The 17,648-nt window shown below is 43.3% G+C and carries 13 protein-coding genes and 1 riboswitch; of the genes, 7 read left to right on the top strand and 6 right to left on the bottom strand.

Going from position 1 to position 17,648, the window contains the following annotated elements; genetic code table 11:
* Positions 1-3 precede the first annotated feature (3 nt).
* The 4 genes from leuD (at position 4) to FC51_RS03025 (ending at position 2,968) form a co-directional block, all read left to right on the top strand.
* Positions 4-591, top strand: coding sequence for a 3-isopropylmalate dehydratase small subunit (leuD, locus tag FC51_RS03040; RefSeq protein ID WP_057909823.1), 588 nt, complete (start codon positions 4-6; stop codon positions 589-591).
* A 62-nt stretch (positions 592-653) separates the two neighbouring features.
* Entirely contained in the window at positions 654-1,949 is a 1,296-nt protein-coding gene (locus FC51_RS03035) for an MFS transporter (protein WP_099046968.1), read from the top strand.
* Between the two features lie 195 nt (positions 1,950-2,144).
* On the top strand, positions 2,145-2,336 hold the full coding sequence (locus FC51_RS12510) for a hypothetical protein (protein ID WP_057909825.1): 192 nt from the start codon (positions 2,145-2,147) through the stop codon (positions 2,334-2,336).
* 101 nt (positions 2,337-2,437) lie between these two features.
* Positions 2,438-2,968, top strand: a complete 531-nt coding sequence (locus FC51_RS03025) for a hypothetical protein (RefSeq protein ID WP_057909826.1) — start codon at positions 2,438-2,440, stop codon at positions 2,966-2,968.
* Between the two features lie 138 nt (positions 2,969-3,106).
* Here the strand turns inward: FC51_RS03025 and FC51_RS03020 are convergent, their stop codons facing one another.
* From FC51_RS03020 to FC51_RS03010, 3 genes are all read right to left on the bottom strand, one after another.
* Positions 3,107-4,300, bottom strand: coding sequence for an ATP-binding protein (locus tag FC51_RS03020; protein WP_057909827.1), 1,194 nt, complete (start codon positions 4,298-4,300; stop codon positions 3,107-3,109).
* A gap of 148 nt (positions 4,301-4,448) precedes the next feature.
* Positions 4,449-5,831, bottom strand: coding sequence for a class II fumarate hydratase (locus tag FC51_RS03015; protein WP_057909828.1), 1,383 nt, complete (start codon positions 5,829-5,831; stop codon positions 4,449-4,451).
* A 12-nt stretch (positions 5,832-5,843) separates the two neighbouring features.
* Entirely contained in the window at positions 5,844-7,463 is a 1,620-nt protein-coding gene (locus FC51_RS03010) for a malolactic enzyme (RefSeq protein ID WP_057909829.1), read from the bottom strand.
* Between the two features lie 236 nt (positions 7,464-7,699).
* On the opposite strand from FC51_RS03010, the gene FC51_RS03005 reads away from it, so the two are divergent.
* Positions 7,700-8,698 (top strand): D-2-hydroxyacid dehydrogenase, encoded by a 999-nt coding sequence (locus FC51_RS03005; RefSeq protein ID WP_057909830.1) that lies wholly within the window; start codon positions 7,700-7,702, stop codon positions 8,696-8,698.
* A 66-nt stretch (positions 8,699-8,764) separates the two neighbouring features.
* On the opposite strand, the gene FC51_RS03000 is transcribed toward FC51_RS03005, so the two are convergent.
* Both FC51_RS03000 and nrdJ read right to left on the bottom strand, forming a co-directional pair.
* Complete coding sequence (locus FC51_RS03000; RefSeq protein WP_057909831.1) at positions 8,765-9,298, bottom strand: cob(I)yrinic acid a,c-diamide adenosyltransferase; 534 nt, start codon at positions 9,296-9,298, stop codon at positions 8,765-8,767.
* Between the two features lie 553 nt (positions 9,299-9,851).
* Positions 9,852-12,101: a ribonucleoside-triphosphate reductase, adenosylcobalamin-dependent gene (nrdJ, locus tag FC51_RS02995; RefSeq protein ID WP_057909832.1), complete on the bottom strand. Its 2,250-nt coding sequence runs from the start codon at positions 12,099-12,101 to the stop codon at positions 9,852-9,854.
* 512 nt (positions 12,102-12,613) lie between these two features.
* On the opposite strand from nrdJ, the gene FC51_RS02990 reads away from it, so the two are divergent.
* A complete protein-coding gene (locus tag FC51_RS02990; RefSeq protein ID WP_057909833.1) occupies positions 12,614-13,168 on the top strand; it encodes a phosphoribosyltransferase family protein in 555 nt (184 codons plus the stop codon).
* A gap of 159 nt (positions 13,169-13,327) precedes the next feature.
* Positions 13,328-13,426, top strand: a riboswitch (TPP riboswitch).
* 61 nt (positions 13,427-13,487) lie between these two features.
* The gene (gene tenA / locus FC51_RS02985; protein WP_057909834.1) at positions 13,488-14,186 is read left to right on the top strand and encodes a thiaminase II; all 699 of its coding nucleotides are present in this window, start codon (positions 13,488-13,490) and stop codon (positions 14,184-14,186) included.
* 96 nt (positions 14,187-14,282) lie between these two features.
* Here tenA and FC51_RS02980 read toward each other — a convergent pair whose 3' ends face one another.
* Positions 14,283-17,615, bottom strand: coding sequence for a fibro-slime domain-containing protein (locus FC51_RS02980; RefSeq protein ID WP_057911142.1), 3,333 nt, complete (start codon positions 17,613-17,615; stop codon positions 14,283-14,285).
* Positions 17,616-17,648 lie beyond the last annotated feature (33 nt).

Here is a 17,648-nt window from a genome sequence, read left to right as displayed (position 1 = left end):
ATTATGGTAGAAAAAATTAAGGTTATCAAAAGCACGTCAATTCCAATTATGCGAGACAACATAGATACTGATCAATTGATTCCAAAGCAGTTCTTGAAGAATATTTTAAAGACCGGCTATGGCAAAAATCTATTTTACGATTGGCGCTATGAAAAGCCCCATCAACCCAATCCTGACTTTATTCTTAACAAACCGGAACGCCAAGGGGCTGAAATCTTAATTGCCGGCGATAACTTTGGCTGTGGGTCCTCACGGGAACATGCTGTCTGGGCACTGAAAGACTGGGGATTTCGAGTGGTCATTGCTGGCGGCTATAGTGATATTTTTTATATGAACAGTACCAAAAACGGTTTTTTAGCAATTATTTTACCCAAGGATCAACGAGACTTCTTAGCCAGTGCCCCGGCAGATGCTGAAATTACCGTTGACCTCCCAAATCAAGAAGTCAGATATCAAGGACGCGCCTTTCATTTTGAGATTGACCCTCTGTGGAAACACAAGTTTGTAAACGGGCTCGATGATATTGCGATTACGATGGATTACAAGCAGCAGATTGAAGACTACGAGGCCAGTATCCCAAGCTTTGATTAGCAGCGGCGGGCTTCAGTGAATCAACTCCTGAGTTGATGGAAAAATGACGTTATTGGAGGCAGATGCCTATGGAAAGACCGATCACATTACAAGGTCGAATCGACCGAACGAAAGAATCTCCATTGTTTTATGAAATTTTTGCCCTGGTTTCCGGCGGCATGTTTTTGGACGCAGTTGACGTTTACTTAGCCAGCGCAGTGGCAACAACTGTTTTAAAAGACGGCTGGTCCACCTTGCAGCAAAACTCTTACTTTTTATCCAGTGGCTTTTTAGGCCTATTTATCGGCTCACTGATTGCTGGGTTTATTGGTGATTTAAAGGGACGCCGAGTCGCTTATCAAATTAACCTGTTGATGTTTGGCGGCTTTACCTTTTTAGGGGCATTCTCACCTAATATGTCGTTTTTAATTTTCTGTCGCTTAATGTCAAGTATTGGCCTTGGGTCTGAAATTGTGACTGGTTATTCGATGGTGAATGAATTTGCGCCAATCCACAGTCGTGGTAAGTGGTGTGCCACAACGTCATTGGTTGCGAACTGTGGCGCTCCGGTCACAATGATTTTAGCGAGTGCAATCATTCCCCGCTTCGGTTGGCGGGTAATGTTTATGGGTGTCGGAATCGTGGCTGCCATTTTGTGGTATCTGCGGCGAAATATTCCAGAATCTCCCCGTTGGTTAATGGCCCATGGAAGAAACGATGAAGCACAAGAAATTATTCAAAAGTTGGAGGTCAATGGCGTTAATGAGGACGTAACACCAATCGTTAAGAAGCATGAAGTTGTTCACCATTCGCTTGGAGTTAGTTTATTTGTCGCAACGGTTGCGGCCTCTGCTACGATCATTTGCCAATACACCTTCACGTCTTGGGTTCCAACCTTGCTAAGCAATCGGGGTATCAATATTTCTGGTTCCTTGTGGATGTCGGCCTTTATGATGGTCGGCGCTCCGGTTGGCTGTGCAATTGGTGCCTACTTAGTTGACCGAATTGGTCGCAAAAAGACGATTGCTCCAGCATTCTTCATGACAGCCGTCTTTGGATTCATGTATGGTCAGCAGTCAACGGTTGCTGGCGTTATGACGATTGGGTTCTTATTGGAAGTATGTTTCTATGTGTTGATGGCCTCAGTGATTGCCGTTTACGTGGCAGAACTTTTCCCAACCAAATTCCGGTTCCGCGGATCAGGGATTGCTAATGGCGCAGCCAAGTTGTTCACGGTGGCCATGCCAATCGTCGTTGCTTGGATGCTCAAAGTCACAAGTCCCAACATGATTTTTTGGACAATTGGCGGCATTGCGCTGTTTGCCGGGATCGTTGTTTGGGTATTTGGTGATGAAACGAACCAAAAGGATATCGGCTAAAACGGGATAGCTAACCTTAAGGTGAATATGTCTTGTTGCATTTCAAATATTGTTGTTATAAGCCGTTTTTGGAAAAAAAGTTGTATATTAGATTGAGTTTATGAAACTATATGCTAGTTGCTTGACTTATGAATTGGATCTTTGTACACTTACACCAACTTAGACAACGGTAAGGGAATGAAACGGGGCTTTTTCATGACTGCAAAGAGAATAATATTTGCGATTATTTTTATCATCTTGAATCTGGTTGCCGCTTATCTATTAGTCGATCCATTTATGTCAATCGTCTATCGACAATTTCAAGAGGCGGACCTATTCAAAATTATTCTGGTATTGACTGTCACACTGGTGCTGGATGTGGGCACCTATCAAGAAGTGATTAATTAAAGAACTGCCATCGGATGGTTTCTGATGGCAGTTTTGTTTTGTCCAATTTAGTGGTACGTTATAACTATTAAGAAATATTTGATATTGGAAGGTGTTCCTTTATGGAAAAGCTGACTGTGAATAAATCAGTTGTGAAATCTCTTTTTTGGTATGGCGCATTTATTTGGTTGATTGGTTTATTGATCATCATTCCGCACTTTAAGGAAATTGTCCCTGTCGCCAGTGGCATCGGGATTTCCGATACGAAAATTTCCAACGCACTATACTTTGCGTGGCGGCTACCACTCACATATCTGGTTTTTTCACTCATCCATACGAAATGGTCGGTGGTTGTCCCAGCAGTTTGGTACTATTCAGCGTTTGCGATTCGGGCTTTGATGGTGGTATTACTTTTTTCTAAAGGACAATTTGTTGACGGGATGGGTTACCTGCTCCACACGTTGGTATTTGGTGCCGTCGTTTACGTGTTTTCTTTGATAACCTTACGAATTATTCATAATAACATGTTTATTCAGAGTGATCATTATCTGGTAAGGTGGTTTGGGGCTTTAAAAATGTCGTTGAGGGAGCTTTGGCAGCCCTTGCTGGGGAGCTATGTTTTTTACTTATTAGTGAGTTTGTTTGCTGGTTAGCGCTTGAAGGCTTGCCGATTCCTTTGAAATCAGCTATTATTGACAATTTCAGTTGTCATTTCGATTCGTGAGATCCCAAAGTTTAAACTTAAAAAGGGGCCTGCAGTCAAATCGCAGACCCCTTTTTAAATTTTCGAATTAATCTTCTGATAATAACCAGTCAACAACGTTAATCACTGGTATCCCATCGATTTCTTTAAATTCATAATATCTTTGTGTAATGAGTATTTTTTTGTAATTGTCGCGGATGTTTAAAAGATTGTCGGTTTCATGTGTATTATTAGGAATCTCATACGTAACTTGGACATAAAGGATTTCATCAACCTTTCGGGCAACAAAATCGACTTCTTTGGAGTCTAGTTTTCCAACATCTACTGTGTAGCCACGACGGATTAATTCCAGAAAAACAATATTTTCTAACTGACCGCCATAATTTCCTGGATGTTTGCTGACGGCATTTCTCCTGAGGCCGGGATCAACGATAAAATATTTTCCACTGGTTTTGAGGTATTCTTTTCCACGAATATTGTATTGTCGAGTTCTGTAGAATAAAAATGCATTTTCAAGTAATGTTAAGTAACGTTCAATGGTGTGATTGCTGGTTTTAAAGCCATTACTCGATAATGTATTCGCAATTTTGGTTGGCTTTACTAACTGGCCAACATTATCAGATAGAAATGCGACTAATGAACTTAAAATGTCAGTATCGCGAATTCCTGATCGCATCGAGACATCGTTTAAAATAATCGTATCATAAATGCCGGAAAGAATGGTATCCTTAATTTCTTTTGACGCTAAGACAACAGATGGGAATCCACCATATTGCTCGTACTCTGAGAAAGCATTATCAACTTGCCTAGCGTTTGGATCAATGTTCTTTGCTAGTAGAAATTCTTTGAACGAAAATGGATATACTGGAATTTCTACATATCGGCCACTTAGCAAAGTTGCGAGTTCTCCAGATAACATTTGTGCATTTGAACCTGTGATGACAATATCGCAGTTGAAGCTGACTCTAACAGCGTTAACGACTCGTTGCCAACCATCGACCATTTGAATTTCGTCAAGAAGTAGATAAGTCCGGACATTTTTGTTAAGTCGTTTTGAAAGAAGTTGACTCAATTGGTCCTGACTCTGGACCGAAAGCAGATCAAAGTCTTCAAAATTCAGATAAATGATGTTTTGCTCTGAGATTCCTTGTGATATGAGATAATCGCGATACAGCATCAGTAAGACGGATTTTCCAGAGCGACGGACGCCTGTAATGATTTTAATATGATCATTATCTTTAAATTGGATTAATTGTTTTAAGTACGTTGGTCTTTGAAGCATTTAATCTCGCCCCCCAAGTCAAAACTATACTTCCATTATATGAGAAAATCCCCAAAAATGGAAGTATAGTTCCTTTTTAAACAGATACCTAAAAATATGGAAGTATAGTTCCAAATAAAAATGGATTGCAAGTCGCAATCCATTTGATTTATTTTCGGTCATTATTGGTCATATCAATCGGCCGCATCCACTTATCAAAGTCAGCGGAACTGACATAACCCAATTTCAGGGCGGCGACTTTCAATTTTGTGCCGTCTTTATGTGCGAGTTGGGCAATTTCGGCCGCTTTGTGGTAGCCAATGTGAGGGGACAGCGCCGTCACAGTCATCAGTGAGTTGTCCACCAATTGCTGCATTCGGTCCACATTGACGGTGATTCCAGCGACCATTTTTTCGGTAAAATTATCTAAGATGCCGGTCAATAGATCAACCGATTCCAAAAAGCTGAAAATAATGACTGGCTTGTAAACATTCATTTCAAAATTGCCTTGGCTGGCAGCGACAGTAATCGTCGTGTCATTTCCCATCACACGAGTTGCGGCCATCGTCATTGCCTCTGCCTGAGTCGGATTCACTTTGCCCGGCATGATTGACGATCCCGGTTCGTTGGCAGGAATACTTAATTCACCATAGCCGGCCCGGGGGCCACTAGCCAAAAAGCGGATGTCGTTGGCAATTTTTACCAGGTCGGCCGCAAGGGTTCGAATGGTGCCGTGAGTTGCGACGAGACCTGAATGGTTAGCAAGACCGTAGAACTTGTTTTGCTGTTTAAATGGTAGTGCATATTCCGTACTAAGGGTCGTAACCATGGCATCGGCATAGTCCGAAGTTGTGTTAAGCCCTGTTCCAACAGCGGTTCCGCCAATCGGAAGTTCCAATAGTGATTGACGGGTTTCTTCAATAAAGTGCAAATCGTGTTCCAAGGCACTGACCCAACCGCTGATTTCCTGACCAAATGTGATCGGGGTGGCATCTTGTAAATGAGTTCGGCCGATTTTAACGACATCCCAATACTCACTCTGCTTCTGTTTGAGAACTGCAATCAAGTGTTCGATTTGCGGTTTGAGCTTAAGGGTTGCCAGCGTTGCCGCAATATTCATTGCCGTTGGGAAGGTGTCGTTAGAACTTTGGGAATGGTTGACGTCATCGTTAGGCAATATTTCGATGGCAGGATCCAATTGTTTGCAGAGGTTGGCGATAACTTCATTCACATTCATGTTGGTTTGCGTTCCAGAGCCGGTTTGGTAGACATGAAGTGGAAAATCGGCCATTAAATCGGGATCGTTTAGTGATAAAAGTTTACGACAAGCAGTCTCGATTAGGTCGGCTTTGTTGGTTGCCAAAGTTTCTTGGGATTGGTTGACTTGGGCAGCTGCCGCTTTAATAGTCAGTAATGCGCGAATAACCTGAACCGGCATCTGTGGACCAGTCGGGAAGTTATGGCGGCTCCGTTCAGTTTGCGGTCCCCAGAGTGCGTTTTTTGGCACCTTCACGTTTCCTAAAGTATCTGCTTCAATTCGATATTCAGTCATATGTCCCTCCGATTAATACTTGGGTTCCCACTGGGCGTTGTGAATTGCATCGGAAACCGAATCGATTGGTTTTTGATTCAGTTTCTGATCGACCGCGCTTTGGGCAACTGCTTTGGCAACTGTATCCGAAAATTGGTTGAGCTTTGAAACGGGTGGAAGAACTGCGGCACCAGGCTGGTTCGGATCGACAATGCCACCTAGTGAATGGGCAGCCGAAGAAATCATTTGATCATTTAAGACAGCGGCCGAACTGGCAATGGCGCCAAGCCCCAGCCCCGGATAAATTAAGGCGTTGTTCGCCTGGCCGATTTCATAGGTGACACCCTTATAGTCAACGGCAGCCGATGGGACGCCCGTGGCAATTAAGCCCTTACCGTCGGTCCATTTGATCAAGTCAGCAGCCGTTGCTTCCATCAGCTTGGTTGGATTTGAGATTGGAAAAATAATCGGCCGTTCAGTGTGGGCGGCCATTTCTTTAATGACGGCTTCAGTGAAGGTTCCGGGTTGTGTTGAAGTGCCGACCATAATGGTTGGATGAATGGCTTTGACAACTGCAAGAAGATCTGTCAGTTCATCAGGGTTTTCGAACTCATCACGTGAGCGGGCAAATGGCTTTTGTTCCGGAGTTAGGTCGGGCGTATCCGTGAACAGTAGACCCTGCTTATCAACCAGGTAAAAGTGTTTTTTGGCTTCGTCGGGAGATAGGCCGGCAGCAACCATTTCGTTAAAGATTCGCATGGTGATTCCAGCACCGGCTGTCCCGGCACCAAAGCATAAGTATTTTTGATCAATGATTTTTTGCTTGGAAATGTTTAAAGCACCAATAATTCCGGCCAGAACAATAATTCCGGTTCCTTGAATATCATCGTTGAATACCAGTTGGTGGTCCTTATAGCGATTCAAAATTTTGGCGGCGTTTGAGCGGCCAAAGTCTTCAAAGTGAAGATAAACATCTGGGAACAACTTTTCGACGGCAGCAACAAACTTATCAATATAAGAATCGTACTGTTCACCTCGAACCCGGTGCTGTTTCAGCCCAAGATAGAGTGGATTTTCAAGCAGTGACTCATTGTTGGTTCCGGCATCAATGACAACTGGCAGCACTTGACTCGGATCGATTCCGGCAGCAGCTGTGTACACCATCAGCTTACCAACGGTGATATCGACACCTTGGGTACCCCAATCGCCAATGCCGAGAATTCCTTCGCCATCGGTCACACAAAGTAGTTTGATGTCCCGGCCCTCGGCGGCATTTTTTAAGCTTTCTTCAATTGAATCGGGGTCTTCGATGGAAAGGAAGGCAGCGTTTTGTGGCTGGATAAATAGTTGACTGTAATTTTCAACAGTCGTCGCAATTGTGGGATCGTATACAATTGGCATGAACTCTGCGACGTGTTGTGAGAATACTTTGAAGAACAGAACCCGATTTTCGTTGAAGATACTCATTAGAAAAACGCGTTTTTCTAACGCTGACGGTTTGGTTTGGTACTGCTGATAAACTTGGGTTGCCTGTTCGTCTAAAGTTTGAACTTTCGGGGGCAACGTGCCGATAATCCCCAATTGTTGGCGCTCAGCTTGTGTAAACCCTGTTCCCTTATTTTTAAAGGGGTCGTTCAAAATCGAATTTGTCATTTCAATTATCCTCTCCCATGAATATAGATTATTAATAACTTTCATTCTAACTTATAACCGTACCTTCTGGAAGTTGAAATCGGTTATATTGCGATTCATGGTTCAAAATGCCGGTAAATTTTACCAGATTGAAAGGTTTTTGTAGAAAAATGACTTTGACATGGCGTCAATTATGAGTTATATTATATGCAAATTTTAATTGTTTTATAATATTAACGAATGTGGTAGGTGGAATAATGAAAAAAATTTTGGCGTATAACATTTTAGGTTATGAGAAAGAATTCGTGTTGGAGTGGGCAGCTGAGCATCCAGACGTACAAGTTGATTTTAATTCCGTGGAACTCCATGACGATACTGTTGATTTGGCAAAGAGCTATGACGGCATTGATTATCGTCAACGCAGTAAGCTCAGCGGAACGCCGGATCTGTATCGCAAACTGCACGAATTTGGTATTACCCAACTTGCATTACGTTCGGCTGGTGTTGATTCCTGTAACCTGAAATGGGCCAAGGAAAACGGCCTAACGATCACGAACGTCCCATCTTATTCACCTGAAGCGGTTGCTGAAATGACATTGACCCATGCGATGAATCTGGTCCGCCATATTCCTCAATTCCAAGCACGAATGATGAAAAACGACTACATCGTTGAAGGACTTCGGTCACGCGAATTATCGGAGATGACCATCGGGATCATCGGTGTGGGTCGAATTGGAAGTACCGTTGCGAAAATATTTAAGCGGTTTGGTGCTCGGGTCCTCGGAAATGATATTAAGGAAAATGATGATTTTCGAGATCTCGTAGAATATACATCTAAAGCCGATATTTTTAAGAATGCCGATATCATTACCATGCACACTTACATGAGTGAGGATAATTATCATATGATTGGCAGTGAACAATTTGCCGAAATGAAGCCTTCCGCATTTTTGATTAATTGTTCTCGTGGACCAATTGTTGATACCGATGCCTTAATTGATGCGTTGGAGAACAAGCAAATTGCCGGTGCCGGCATTGATGTGATCGAAGACGAGACGGAAATCTTTAATCAATCATTTGAAGGCGACATTCCATTGAAGGCATATACAAAGCTTAAATCCATGGATAACGTCTTTTTGACACCTCACGTTGCGTTCTATACAGATATTGCGGTTAAAAATATGGTCAAGCAGTCACTTGATGATACGTTGAAATTAATTAATGGTAAGCCGACTAAACACACAATCAATGTTTAGATTGCACTAAAAAGGAGAACCGGAAACCAGCATCGTGGTTTTCGGTTCTCCTTTTCGAGTACACGGTTATTTGCTTTTAATTTCCTCATAGCCTTCAAGATAGTTTGCGTAACGGGCCAGGGCAAACAGGTAGTCTGAGAGTCGGTTTAAGTACTCAAAGATTTCGTCGTTGAGCGGTTGCTGTTTATCATTTAACTCAATGACCATCCGTTCTGCACGTCTTGCCAATGCTCGGGCGTATTGGAGTGAAGCCCCGGCTTGATTGCCACCCGGTAAGATGAACGCTTTGATTGCTGGTAGTTTGGCCATGATCTCGTCAATCTCATTCTCCAACTTTTTGGTTTCGTCAAACGTGATATTGTGATGCCGTTTGACCGTGATGTCAGCCTGCAATTCATATAGGTTTCGCTGTACGGTTTGAATTGCTGGGGCCAATTCGGCACTTTTAGGCGAAAGCACTGAAACGACGTAGCCTAACCACGAATCCAGTTCATCTAAGGCACCGAGTGCTTCAATTTGTAAGTCATATTTGGGAACCATTTTTCCGGTGACCTGTTTGGTTTTCCCGTGATCGCCGACCTTGGTATAAATTTTTAACATTGTTTACCTCCATCAAGTATGTAATGAAAAAGGCCAGGGCAAAATTCAAATTCTGCCCTGGCCTCCTTCGTGCAAATGATCTATTTTAGGGCTTGGCCAAACGGCGGGGGACCGATCGGCCAAGGTTGAACACTGTTTTAGTTGGGTGACTTGGTTATATATAGGGCATCTCGGTTTCGCGTCTCCATTTTACCTAGTGGAAACGTGTTCCGACGCAACTGCTGCTAACTTCTAAGTGCGCTTTGACTCAAACCCAGAACCAGGGTTTAGGCCAAAGCACTCTTAGAAACCGCATCACCCGTTACTCGTCACACTCTAAACGTGTTCCGACGGGCCTGATGCTAACTTCTAAGCCAACTTTGATTCAAACCCAAAAGCAGGGTTTAAACCAAAGCTGCCTTAGAAATCGCATCACCCAGCCCTCGTCACACTCTAAACGTGTTCCGACGCAACTGACACTGCGATCTAAGACACTTTGATTCAAATCCAAACCCAGGATTTAAATCAAAGCGCACTTAGCTCACCGTGTCAAAACGTTGCTTGTCACACTCTCTTATTTTACCGGGCAAGCGCCACCTGCACAATCGGTTTGGTCAACCAACTCGATATCCTTTTTATCATGGTTACCGTTTTGCTTGGCGAAGACCGTTGCGACATCACCGTGGATTTCCATAACCTTGTCTTCGTAGGTCTTTTCGTCAATTGGTTCCTTAGGGGCTTGTTTGAACTCATTTCCCACGTAAGGAAGCAATGAAGTTGACTTGGTTGTGAACCGGTATTGTCTCATCAGTGGCGCAATTTGGTCACCTTCATTTGGTTGGAAAGTAACGGTACAACTTACCGCATTGTCTGACCAGTAGGTTTGCAGGAATGCTTGGGTGGCAAATTGTTCTGCGATTGAAACGTTTCCGGCAGAAGCGAAGTTTTCACTATCCGCATGGGATGCGCGGATTGGGAACTCAGCAACCATCGTGCTCTTGGTGTAAACATCCGGTTCAACGTGGTAGCCACAAGCTTTCAAAGCTGGCAGCAGGGGATCTGAATCCTGGAACCGGATCCGTTGAATCAAGTAACCGGCATAGTGGAAATGCATTCCTTCAGAAACACCGGCTAATTTAGCAACGGTTCCTGATGGTTTAACCGTGGTGTGCTTGATAGAAGGCTTGCATCCAAGCGTATCGGAGTAATCTTTGTCCGCCTGAACAACAGCTTTGTACAAACCGTCGACTTCTTTAACAATTCTTGGATCGTAAATGGGTTCCTTGATTGCTTCACCAGTATCAGGGTCAGTTGCATCTTTATAGCCAGTCACAACCCGATTTCCAAATGTTGCCAGGATCCAATCTTGAATACCTGACATCGAAATTCCGATTCGGCGGTTTTCTTCAATGACGTTACGGGAAACTTCCCAATCGTAGTTACTGAATGTAACCCGCTTTGAGAAACGGGTTCCCAAAGTGAAGGCTTCATTGAGGTCCCAGCCCTGTTGAGTTGCAACATAAGGAAAGACTTCAAACAAATTACATGGTTCACCGTTTGCTAATGAAATTTCACCACATGGGTTAGTACCTTCAACGTTGGCATCAACATCTTTTTGTTTACCGTCGATCTTTCGACCATAGTTTCGTGAAAGTTCCAAGTTAACGATTCCCGGTTCACCATTATGCTGAATAGAGTCGGCAACCGGGCCGTAGTCATCAAATGCAGAGTCAACAGCAACACTGTTGTTTGATGCCCAACGGTGATGGTACAGCTTGTCTTTGTCCTGTTTCATCGTGATGAAGTCTTGGTCGTCAGCCGATCCTAAAGCTAATTCAGCTGAACGACGGACGTTTCCGGCAACAACCGTTTTTCCAATCAAATTACCAATATCAGTAGCGTCAACTGAGGACAAGTGACGGCCAACGCGCGAATTGAGCAGTTCGTTGATATCAATGAGCATTTCGATTAGTGGCATTGGACCTGAAGCAGTTCCACCGAAGCCCTTGATCTTAGCACCCTTTTCACGGATATCGCTCATATCGAGAACCAAGTCAGTTTTACCATCAATATTTGTGCCGTTAAAATGCATATCAATCAAGTGGGCATTGGCAACTACCCAGCCTTCGCGGGTATCTGGAAGACGATAGTAGCGAACGTCTTTAATCGAATGATTCTTCAACCACTCGTCTTTGTCCATAGCGCCCATTTCGAGTGAATCTTTGTAGGACTTGCTATTCTTGTCGATGATCACTTTCAAGTCAATCTTGTTATCAACTAGTGGAATCTTGTGGATGTTGTTTTTTGTCACAGAAAAACCAACACCGCCGCCCTTCATCAATTGGTCAAACATGAATGAGTATGGCATCGAAACGGCAGGCGTTTCTGGTTGAAGATAGTCTGGCAGGATGTGGCTGTGACCATAAGATTGTGGTCGAACCGCGATAAACCAACAGTTGTTTAAGGCGTCACCGTTACGGTCCTGATAGCTGGTACCAGAGATCCAAAGGTTACGTCCAGATGGAGTGGCAGACAGCCCATAGATTAATTTGTAAAGCTTGTGAGCCTCTTCAGTTAAGTCGCTGACAACTTGTGGATCAACGTTGTCTTCGTGTAAACGAGGATCAAGGTTAATATTTCCTTCAACAACCCGTTTAACGGTCTCGTCCCAGTTTTCTGTCCGGCCTTTTTCAGGCAGCCAACGCGCATAAGTCCGCTTGTAGGTTACCCAGCCTAATTCTCCCCAGTGGGGTGTCACTTCATTTTTAACTTGGTTTATAAATTCATCAGATAGTGAAACTGATGAAAGTTTCATAGCTTGCATAATGATTCCTCCTATGTAGAATTATATTCTCTTTTCGCTTGAGTTGATACTATATATAGTATCTCTATCCCGACCTTTAATCAATATATTGTGTATTTGGCAAATTTGCTTGTAGCGTGCATAATCGCGTCGAGTCGCGGATTATTCGATTTGAAACTTTTTTTAATCACACTTTGAGTGGGATTGGAGACAACAAATTGTTAGTGAAATTTGCGATAATCACACCCAGTATGTGGTTTCGAAGACGATAAACGAACCACGTTATGTGCGGGTCCAGCTAACATACTGTGTGCCAATTTCATTTTTTGATGGTTTCAAACGGATAAATTCGGTTTTTAATATATAAGCATGGATATTAATGCCAAAGTAAGGTATTATCATAGTTATAAACGAACGAAAAATATAAAAAGTAAAATATTGTATGGATGAATCTTTTGGATTTTAAAAATTTTATGGGAACTTTCATTTCACGTTACACTTTTTCTTTCTATATATAGACGTGGGGGATAATAATGCAGAAACAATATGAACTGACGATTGGCAAGATGAAGCGGACATTACCGATTATTCCGATTACAGATACGGCAGCAATTGCCTCATTTGTGCTGCTGGGGGATGCCGAGTTGACTCACTATGCTGCCGAAGAGTTGGCTAAGCGGATCAATATTCCATTTGATTATCTGGTCACCTTGGAAAGCAAAGGAATTCCACTCGCCCAAGAATTGAGCCTGATCACGCATCACCCGCGTTATTTTGTCCTGCGGAAGAGTGTGAAGGCGTATATGCGAAATCCAATTGCGATTGGGATGCGGTCAATTACCACGGACTATCATCAACAATTGGTGTTAGATGGCTGCGATGCCGAAATGCTGCGCGGAAAACGGGTCATTATTGTGGATGACGTCATTAGTACCGGCGGATCATTATCCGCAGCTGAACACTTATTAAAAAAGGTTGGTGCCGAAGTCGTTCAACGTTGCTCAATTTTAGCCGAAGGTCACGCAGCTGATCGAAATGACTGCGTGTTCTTGAAGACGTTACCGATGTTTGCGGTGAAGAATGGATAGGTCGTAAGTGTAATAACAATATAAAGTTAAAGACGTTGTAAATCTCAATATGAGATCAGCAGCTTCTTTTCATGCGTTGGTTACTATTGCTGAATTCTTTTTGATTAAAAGAAAATCGTAAAACCCCCGCCCAAATATGTTAGACTTTGGATATTCAAATAAGATCACTAGGGGTGCCTTGTGCTGAGATGGCAATTCGCCAATCCCTTTGAACCTGATTTGGTTAATACCAACGTAGGGAAGTGGAAGAAATGAGAACAATCTGTACCAAGTCCGGTTACGTTCTGTTTGAAAATTTTGCTTTAAGGAGCATTGACCCATGAAATTTTCTGAAGAATTAGTTGAAGCTGGACAGCCGATTTTGAACCAAATCTATCAACATCCGTTTGTCGAAGGAATCGGCAACGGAGATCTTCCCAAGGAGGCACTGACGTTTTACGTTGGTCAGGATTTCAATTACCTGAACGCTTTCATCAAGGTGTATGCTGCCGCGATCGAGAAGTCGGAAACCAGAGCAGACATGGCAATTTTTGCCAAGCAAATTGACTTTGTTTTGAATAGTGAAATTCATCCGCACCACAACTTCTGCGATGTCGCGGGTGTTCAATACGAAACGCTGCAACATGATCCTCAAGCACCGGGGACCTACCTGTACAATGAACATATGTACCGATCTGCACGAACTGGCGACTTGATTGACATTGTTGCCGCCATGACGCCGTGTCCATGGACTTACTTGGAAATCGCAAACCGGTTTGTGAAGCAGGGGAAGAATACTGATGACAATGTATTCAAGCCTTGGATCGACTTTTATGCCGATATGGAGGATTCCGATGACAGCATTCTGCCACAGTTATTTGCTTTAATCGACCGCGAATCCGAGCACTATGACCAGCATCATTTAGACGTTGTCAAAGAAGAATTCTTGAAGAGCTGTGAACTGGAATGGGAGTTCTGGGACCAGGCTTACCAGCAACGCAGCTGGCACTTCGTTAAGCCAATGAAACAGTATCGTTAATTGATGAATATTGAACTAGCCGGGGCTTTTTGGGTCCTGGTTTTTTATATAGATCGAAAAAGACCCCCAACAAGAAGTTGAGGATCAGAGAATTATTTATTTGGTTTGTTCACGGCGCTTCCTTAGCTTTGAGAGACCCATAAGGCCAAGAAGTGACAATCCAAGGGCTGCCAGCCAGTTCAACTGGTGGGCATCTCCGGTCTGTGGAAGGAGTGTTTGGCCGATGCCTGCTTTGCTAATCTTTGATTGATGCAGATCAACATGCGGTGTGCCATGCTTCTCGTAGTTCCAATGACTGGCTTTCTTTGGAGTTGCCAGATCAGTACCAGCTTTCAAGTAAAGAAGCCCTTCATCGGATTCAACATTGGAATTGTCATTGCTTGATTGCGGGGCAGTTGTTTCGTCATCAATTGAAGGAATTCCCATTGGGTCTTCAATGTCATCTGGGAGGTCAGTCGAAGGGGATTCGGTGACCGGAACTTCAGGAATTGATGGTATTTCTGGCGTTGTCGGGGGCTCCGGGGTTTCAGGTGTGACTGGTGGTGTTACCGGGGGTGTCACCGGTGGTGTGACGGGCGGTGTGACTGGAGGGACGGTTTCGTCCACAAGCTCAACCCCATATTTTTCGTTAACCCCATAACTGTAAAGCGGGGTTTCGGTCTTATCGTACTGCTGGTTTTCAGCAGAAACGTATGAAACAGCTTCATGGACACCATAGGAACTTTGTTGGGCATAGTAGTAAGTTGGTATTTGTAGATTGAATTGAACCTTTAAATTGGAGAGGTTATTTCCACGTTCAAGGTAGAAAATTTTCATTGTGTGTTTTGAGCCGGCTTCTCGCCAATCGATTCCTGTATTGGCGAATACATCATCAAGATTGGCCTGCTCGGTTACATGACCGGTTGCATCAGTGATTTTGACTTTTCCAGTACTGAAATCAATTGTCCCTGATGCTTTGTCATGAATCCCACCGATGTCGAGTGCCAAATGGCCATCAATAAACAGCCAGAAGTCATCATCGCCGCTAAAATCAAAGGTCATCGGTTTTTCTGACGTCTCTTTGTTGGTTGTATCCTGTTTCTCAACCAGCATGCCATTTTCGGGTTGGATATATTCCAATTCCATTTTGACGCCAAAATAATGGTTTGGCGTTACCTCAGACGTGCTGCTTGTCTTGTAATTGATGGGCTGGCCTTGCGAATCGAAGAACATCTCTTTTTCGTCAAATGGGAAGAATTGGCCGGTACTGTCCTGATTGGGCTTGTTAGGAATATTATAAACAACCAAGCGGTAATTGCCGTTTTGGTCTTCCTGCAGTTGTGTGTAATGCAAACTACTATCAAAAGTATAGTTTCCTTTGCCGTCACTTAAGAACAGTGGCATTTCTTTTCCTGATACATAGTTTTTTCGTGATCCTTTGGTGGTCTCATCTCCAAGATCTGATGAGCCATCGAAGAGGTACCTTAATGATTCAGGCGATGTACCATTTGCTTCAGTTGTGCCCCCGACCTTCAGGACAGGATAGCCGTCACTTCCAAGTTGACTTTGGACAATCCCGGTGAAAATGACGTGTCTGTTATAGTCGTTCCACTCTTCGCCATCTCCAGTTCCCGTTGAAAATTTAAGGGTATGACCAGCGTTGATCCCAGATTGCATCAGTTTGGATTTGTCTTTATCTTCGCTCTCACTTGAAATCCAGTAATCGGTAATTGTCGTTTTGACACCGGCTGTTGCAGGGGATTCGACTTCAGTCAAATTGCCTTCTGGAACGACACTCTCATTCTCGACAAATGGTTTAACATCGAGATAATATGCAACGTTTTCTCCGAGCTCATCAAGTGTTTCCTTACTGTGGACGCCATTGATCCTATACTGTTTGCCATCAACTGTAATGATGTCCTGCCCATTTTGAACGGCTTCTTCGATGGCTTGGCTGTTCCCGAAGGACTCTTGGTTGTCTTTGAGGGTGTCAGTTTTCACTAAGCCGTTTGGAAACGACTCTGAGGTACTTTGTTTGGCCTCCATGTATTGTGCCTTTTCCGCTGCACTTAGTGGTTCAAACCGATCTTTCTCGTATTTTAGAAGGTTACCTGAAGCGTCTTCAAACACAGTTACAATTTTTGTGTCGGTCGGTAAGTTTGTTTCATCAGGATGGTAAAGTGTTGTCTCCGTATTGGTGAAATATTGATTGTCAGATAAATCAGGCTGTTCTGCTCCTGTCACGATTTGATATTGATGATAGTGAGTCAATACGGTGCCGTCTTCTTTGGCCGCTTCATATGCTTGCTTGATCGTATCTAAGTCACCAGTTGGGCCAGAATTAGCATAGAAAGTCTGAGCGACTGATTCAGCCTCGTTATATTCGTCTGTTATTTCTGTGTATTTGGGGTCGCCATTTTGGTCTTTTCCGTCATATGAGTAGTATTTACCATCAATTTGAACTGCGATGACGGTCTTGGCATCGGCAGGGCCTTCACCAACTTTGTAGTATTGTTTATCAACATGGTTATACACCAGAATGTTGTCAGCGGGCCTTTCATCAGTGGTTACGACTTTATATTCTTTAATATTGTCGTCACCATTTTCAATGGCATCTTCTAATTGCTGACGGTCAGTTTCTGGAATTTCACTTTGGTCGCCAAAGTAATGTTTAGAAATCACTCCAGCTGCGTCGGCACCAGTAACTTCTTCTATGGTCTCATCGTCAACAATTTCAAAATATTGATCTTTCTCTTGGTCATACAAATAATACTTTGAATTATTTTCTGAATCAGTTTGTCGATAAATGATGCGACCATATTGGTTTTCACCTGTCGCTTCATGATAAGGAATATATTTTTTGGTTTTGGCGCGTTGAGACGCTTGATTCGTCTTTGATTGATTTTGTTTGGTAGTTGAAGTGTCTTCAGATGTTGGATTAGTATCTGATACAGTTTGTGCTTCTGATTGAGTTTGGGACTTTTGTGAAGTGGACTGATCAGGTGAAGTTTCTTGAACCGAGTTGCCTGTTGAAGACTGATTTGTCTGAGATGATACTTGCTTGTTTATGTTAGTTGATTGAGAACTTGGTGTCGATTTCGATTCTTGTTGATTAGATACTGGTGTGCCTGTGGTATCTTCAGTGGGAGATTGGTTGGCAGGCGTCGTCGAAGCTGGTTGAGTAGTTGTAGCATTTGTCGAAGTCGAATATGCTTGTGGTATCGAATTATCGGTTGTGGGAGTTTCAGCTGCAGCTGGCTTCTGAAAGGTTGTGGTTTCCGATTGAGCTGCCTGTTCTTCGGCTTGTGATGCATTCACAGTTTCAGATACGGCTGCGGTTGGGGATGTTTCATCAGCGCTTACCGTGGAATGGTCGATCGCAGACGTGGTCGATAGGCCAACCAACAATCCTGTCGCTAATAAAACGTTATTTCTTAGTTTTTTGCTCATATATGTTCCTCCAAAGTTACATAAGATTTAGGT

It is taken from the genome of Lentilactobacillus parabuchneri DSM 5707 = NBRC 107865, assembly GCF_001435315.1.
GTDB lineage: Bacteria > Bacillota > Bacilli > Lactobacillales > Lactobacillaceae > Lentilactobacillus > Lentilactobacillus parabuchneri.
Note: the sequence above shows the minus strand (reverse complement) of the source record. Positions and strands in the feature narration are given on the sequence as shown.

Coding starts and splice junctions, on each gene's coding strand:
- FC51_RS02990 (WP_057909833.1), top strand. CDS start 12,614: ATGCAGAAACAATATGAACTGACGATTGGCAAGATGAAGCGGACATTA.
- FC51_RS12510 (WP_057909825.1), top strand. CDS start 2,145: ATGACTGCAAAGAGAATAATATTTGCGATTATTTTTATCATCTTGAAT.
- FC51_RS03010 (WP_057909829.1), bottom strand. CDS start 7,463: ATGACAAATTCGATTTTGAACGACCCCTTTAAAAATAAGGGAACAGGG.
- FC51_RS03015 (WP_057909828.1), bottom strand. CDS start 5,831: ATGACTGAATATCGAATTGAAGCAGATACTTTAGGAAACGTGAAGGTG.
- tenA (WP_057909834.1), top strand. CDS start 13,488: ATGAAATTTTCTGAAGAATTAGTTGAAGCTGGACAGCCGATTTTGAAC.
- FC51_RS03035 (WP_099046968.1), top strand. CDS start 654: ATGCCTATGGAAAGACCGATCACATTACAAGGTCGAATCGACCGAACG.
- FC51_RS03025 (WP_057909826.1), top strand. CDS start 2,438: ATGGAAAAGCTGACTGTGAATAAATCAGTTGTGAAATCTCTTTTTTGG.
- FC51_RS03020 (WP_057909827.1), bottom strand. CDS start 4,300: ATGCTTCAAAGACCAACGTACTTAAAACAATTAATCCAATTTAAAGAT.
- leuD (WP_057909823.1), top strand. CDS start 4: ATGGTAGAAAAAATTAAGGTTATCAAAAGCACGTCAATTCCAATTATG.
- FC51_RS03000 (WP_057909831.1), bottom strand. CDS start 9,298: ATGTTAAAAATTTATACCAAGGTCGGCGATCACGGGAAAACCAAACAG.
- FC51_RS03005 (WP_057909830.1), top strand. CDS start 7,700: ATGAAAAAAATTTTGGCGTATAACATTTTAGGTTATGAGAAAGAATTC.
- nrdJ (WP_057909832.1), bottom strand. CDS start 12,101: ATGCAAGCTATGAAACTTTCATCAGTTTCACTATCTGATGAATTTATA.
- FC51_RS02980 (WP_057911142.1), bottom strand. CDS start 17,615: ATGAGCAAAAAACTAAGAAATAACGTTTTATTAGCGACAGGATTGTTG.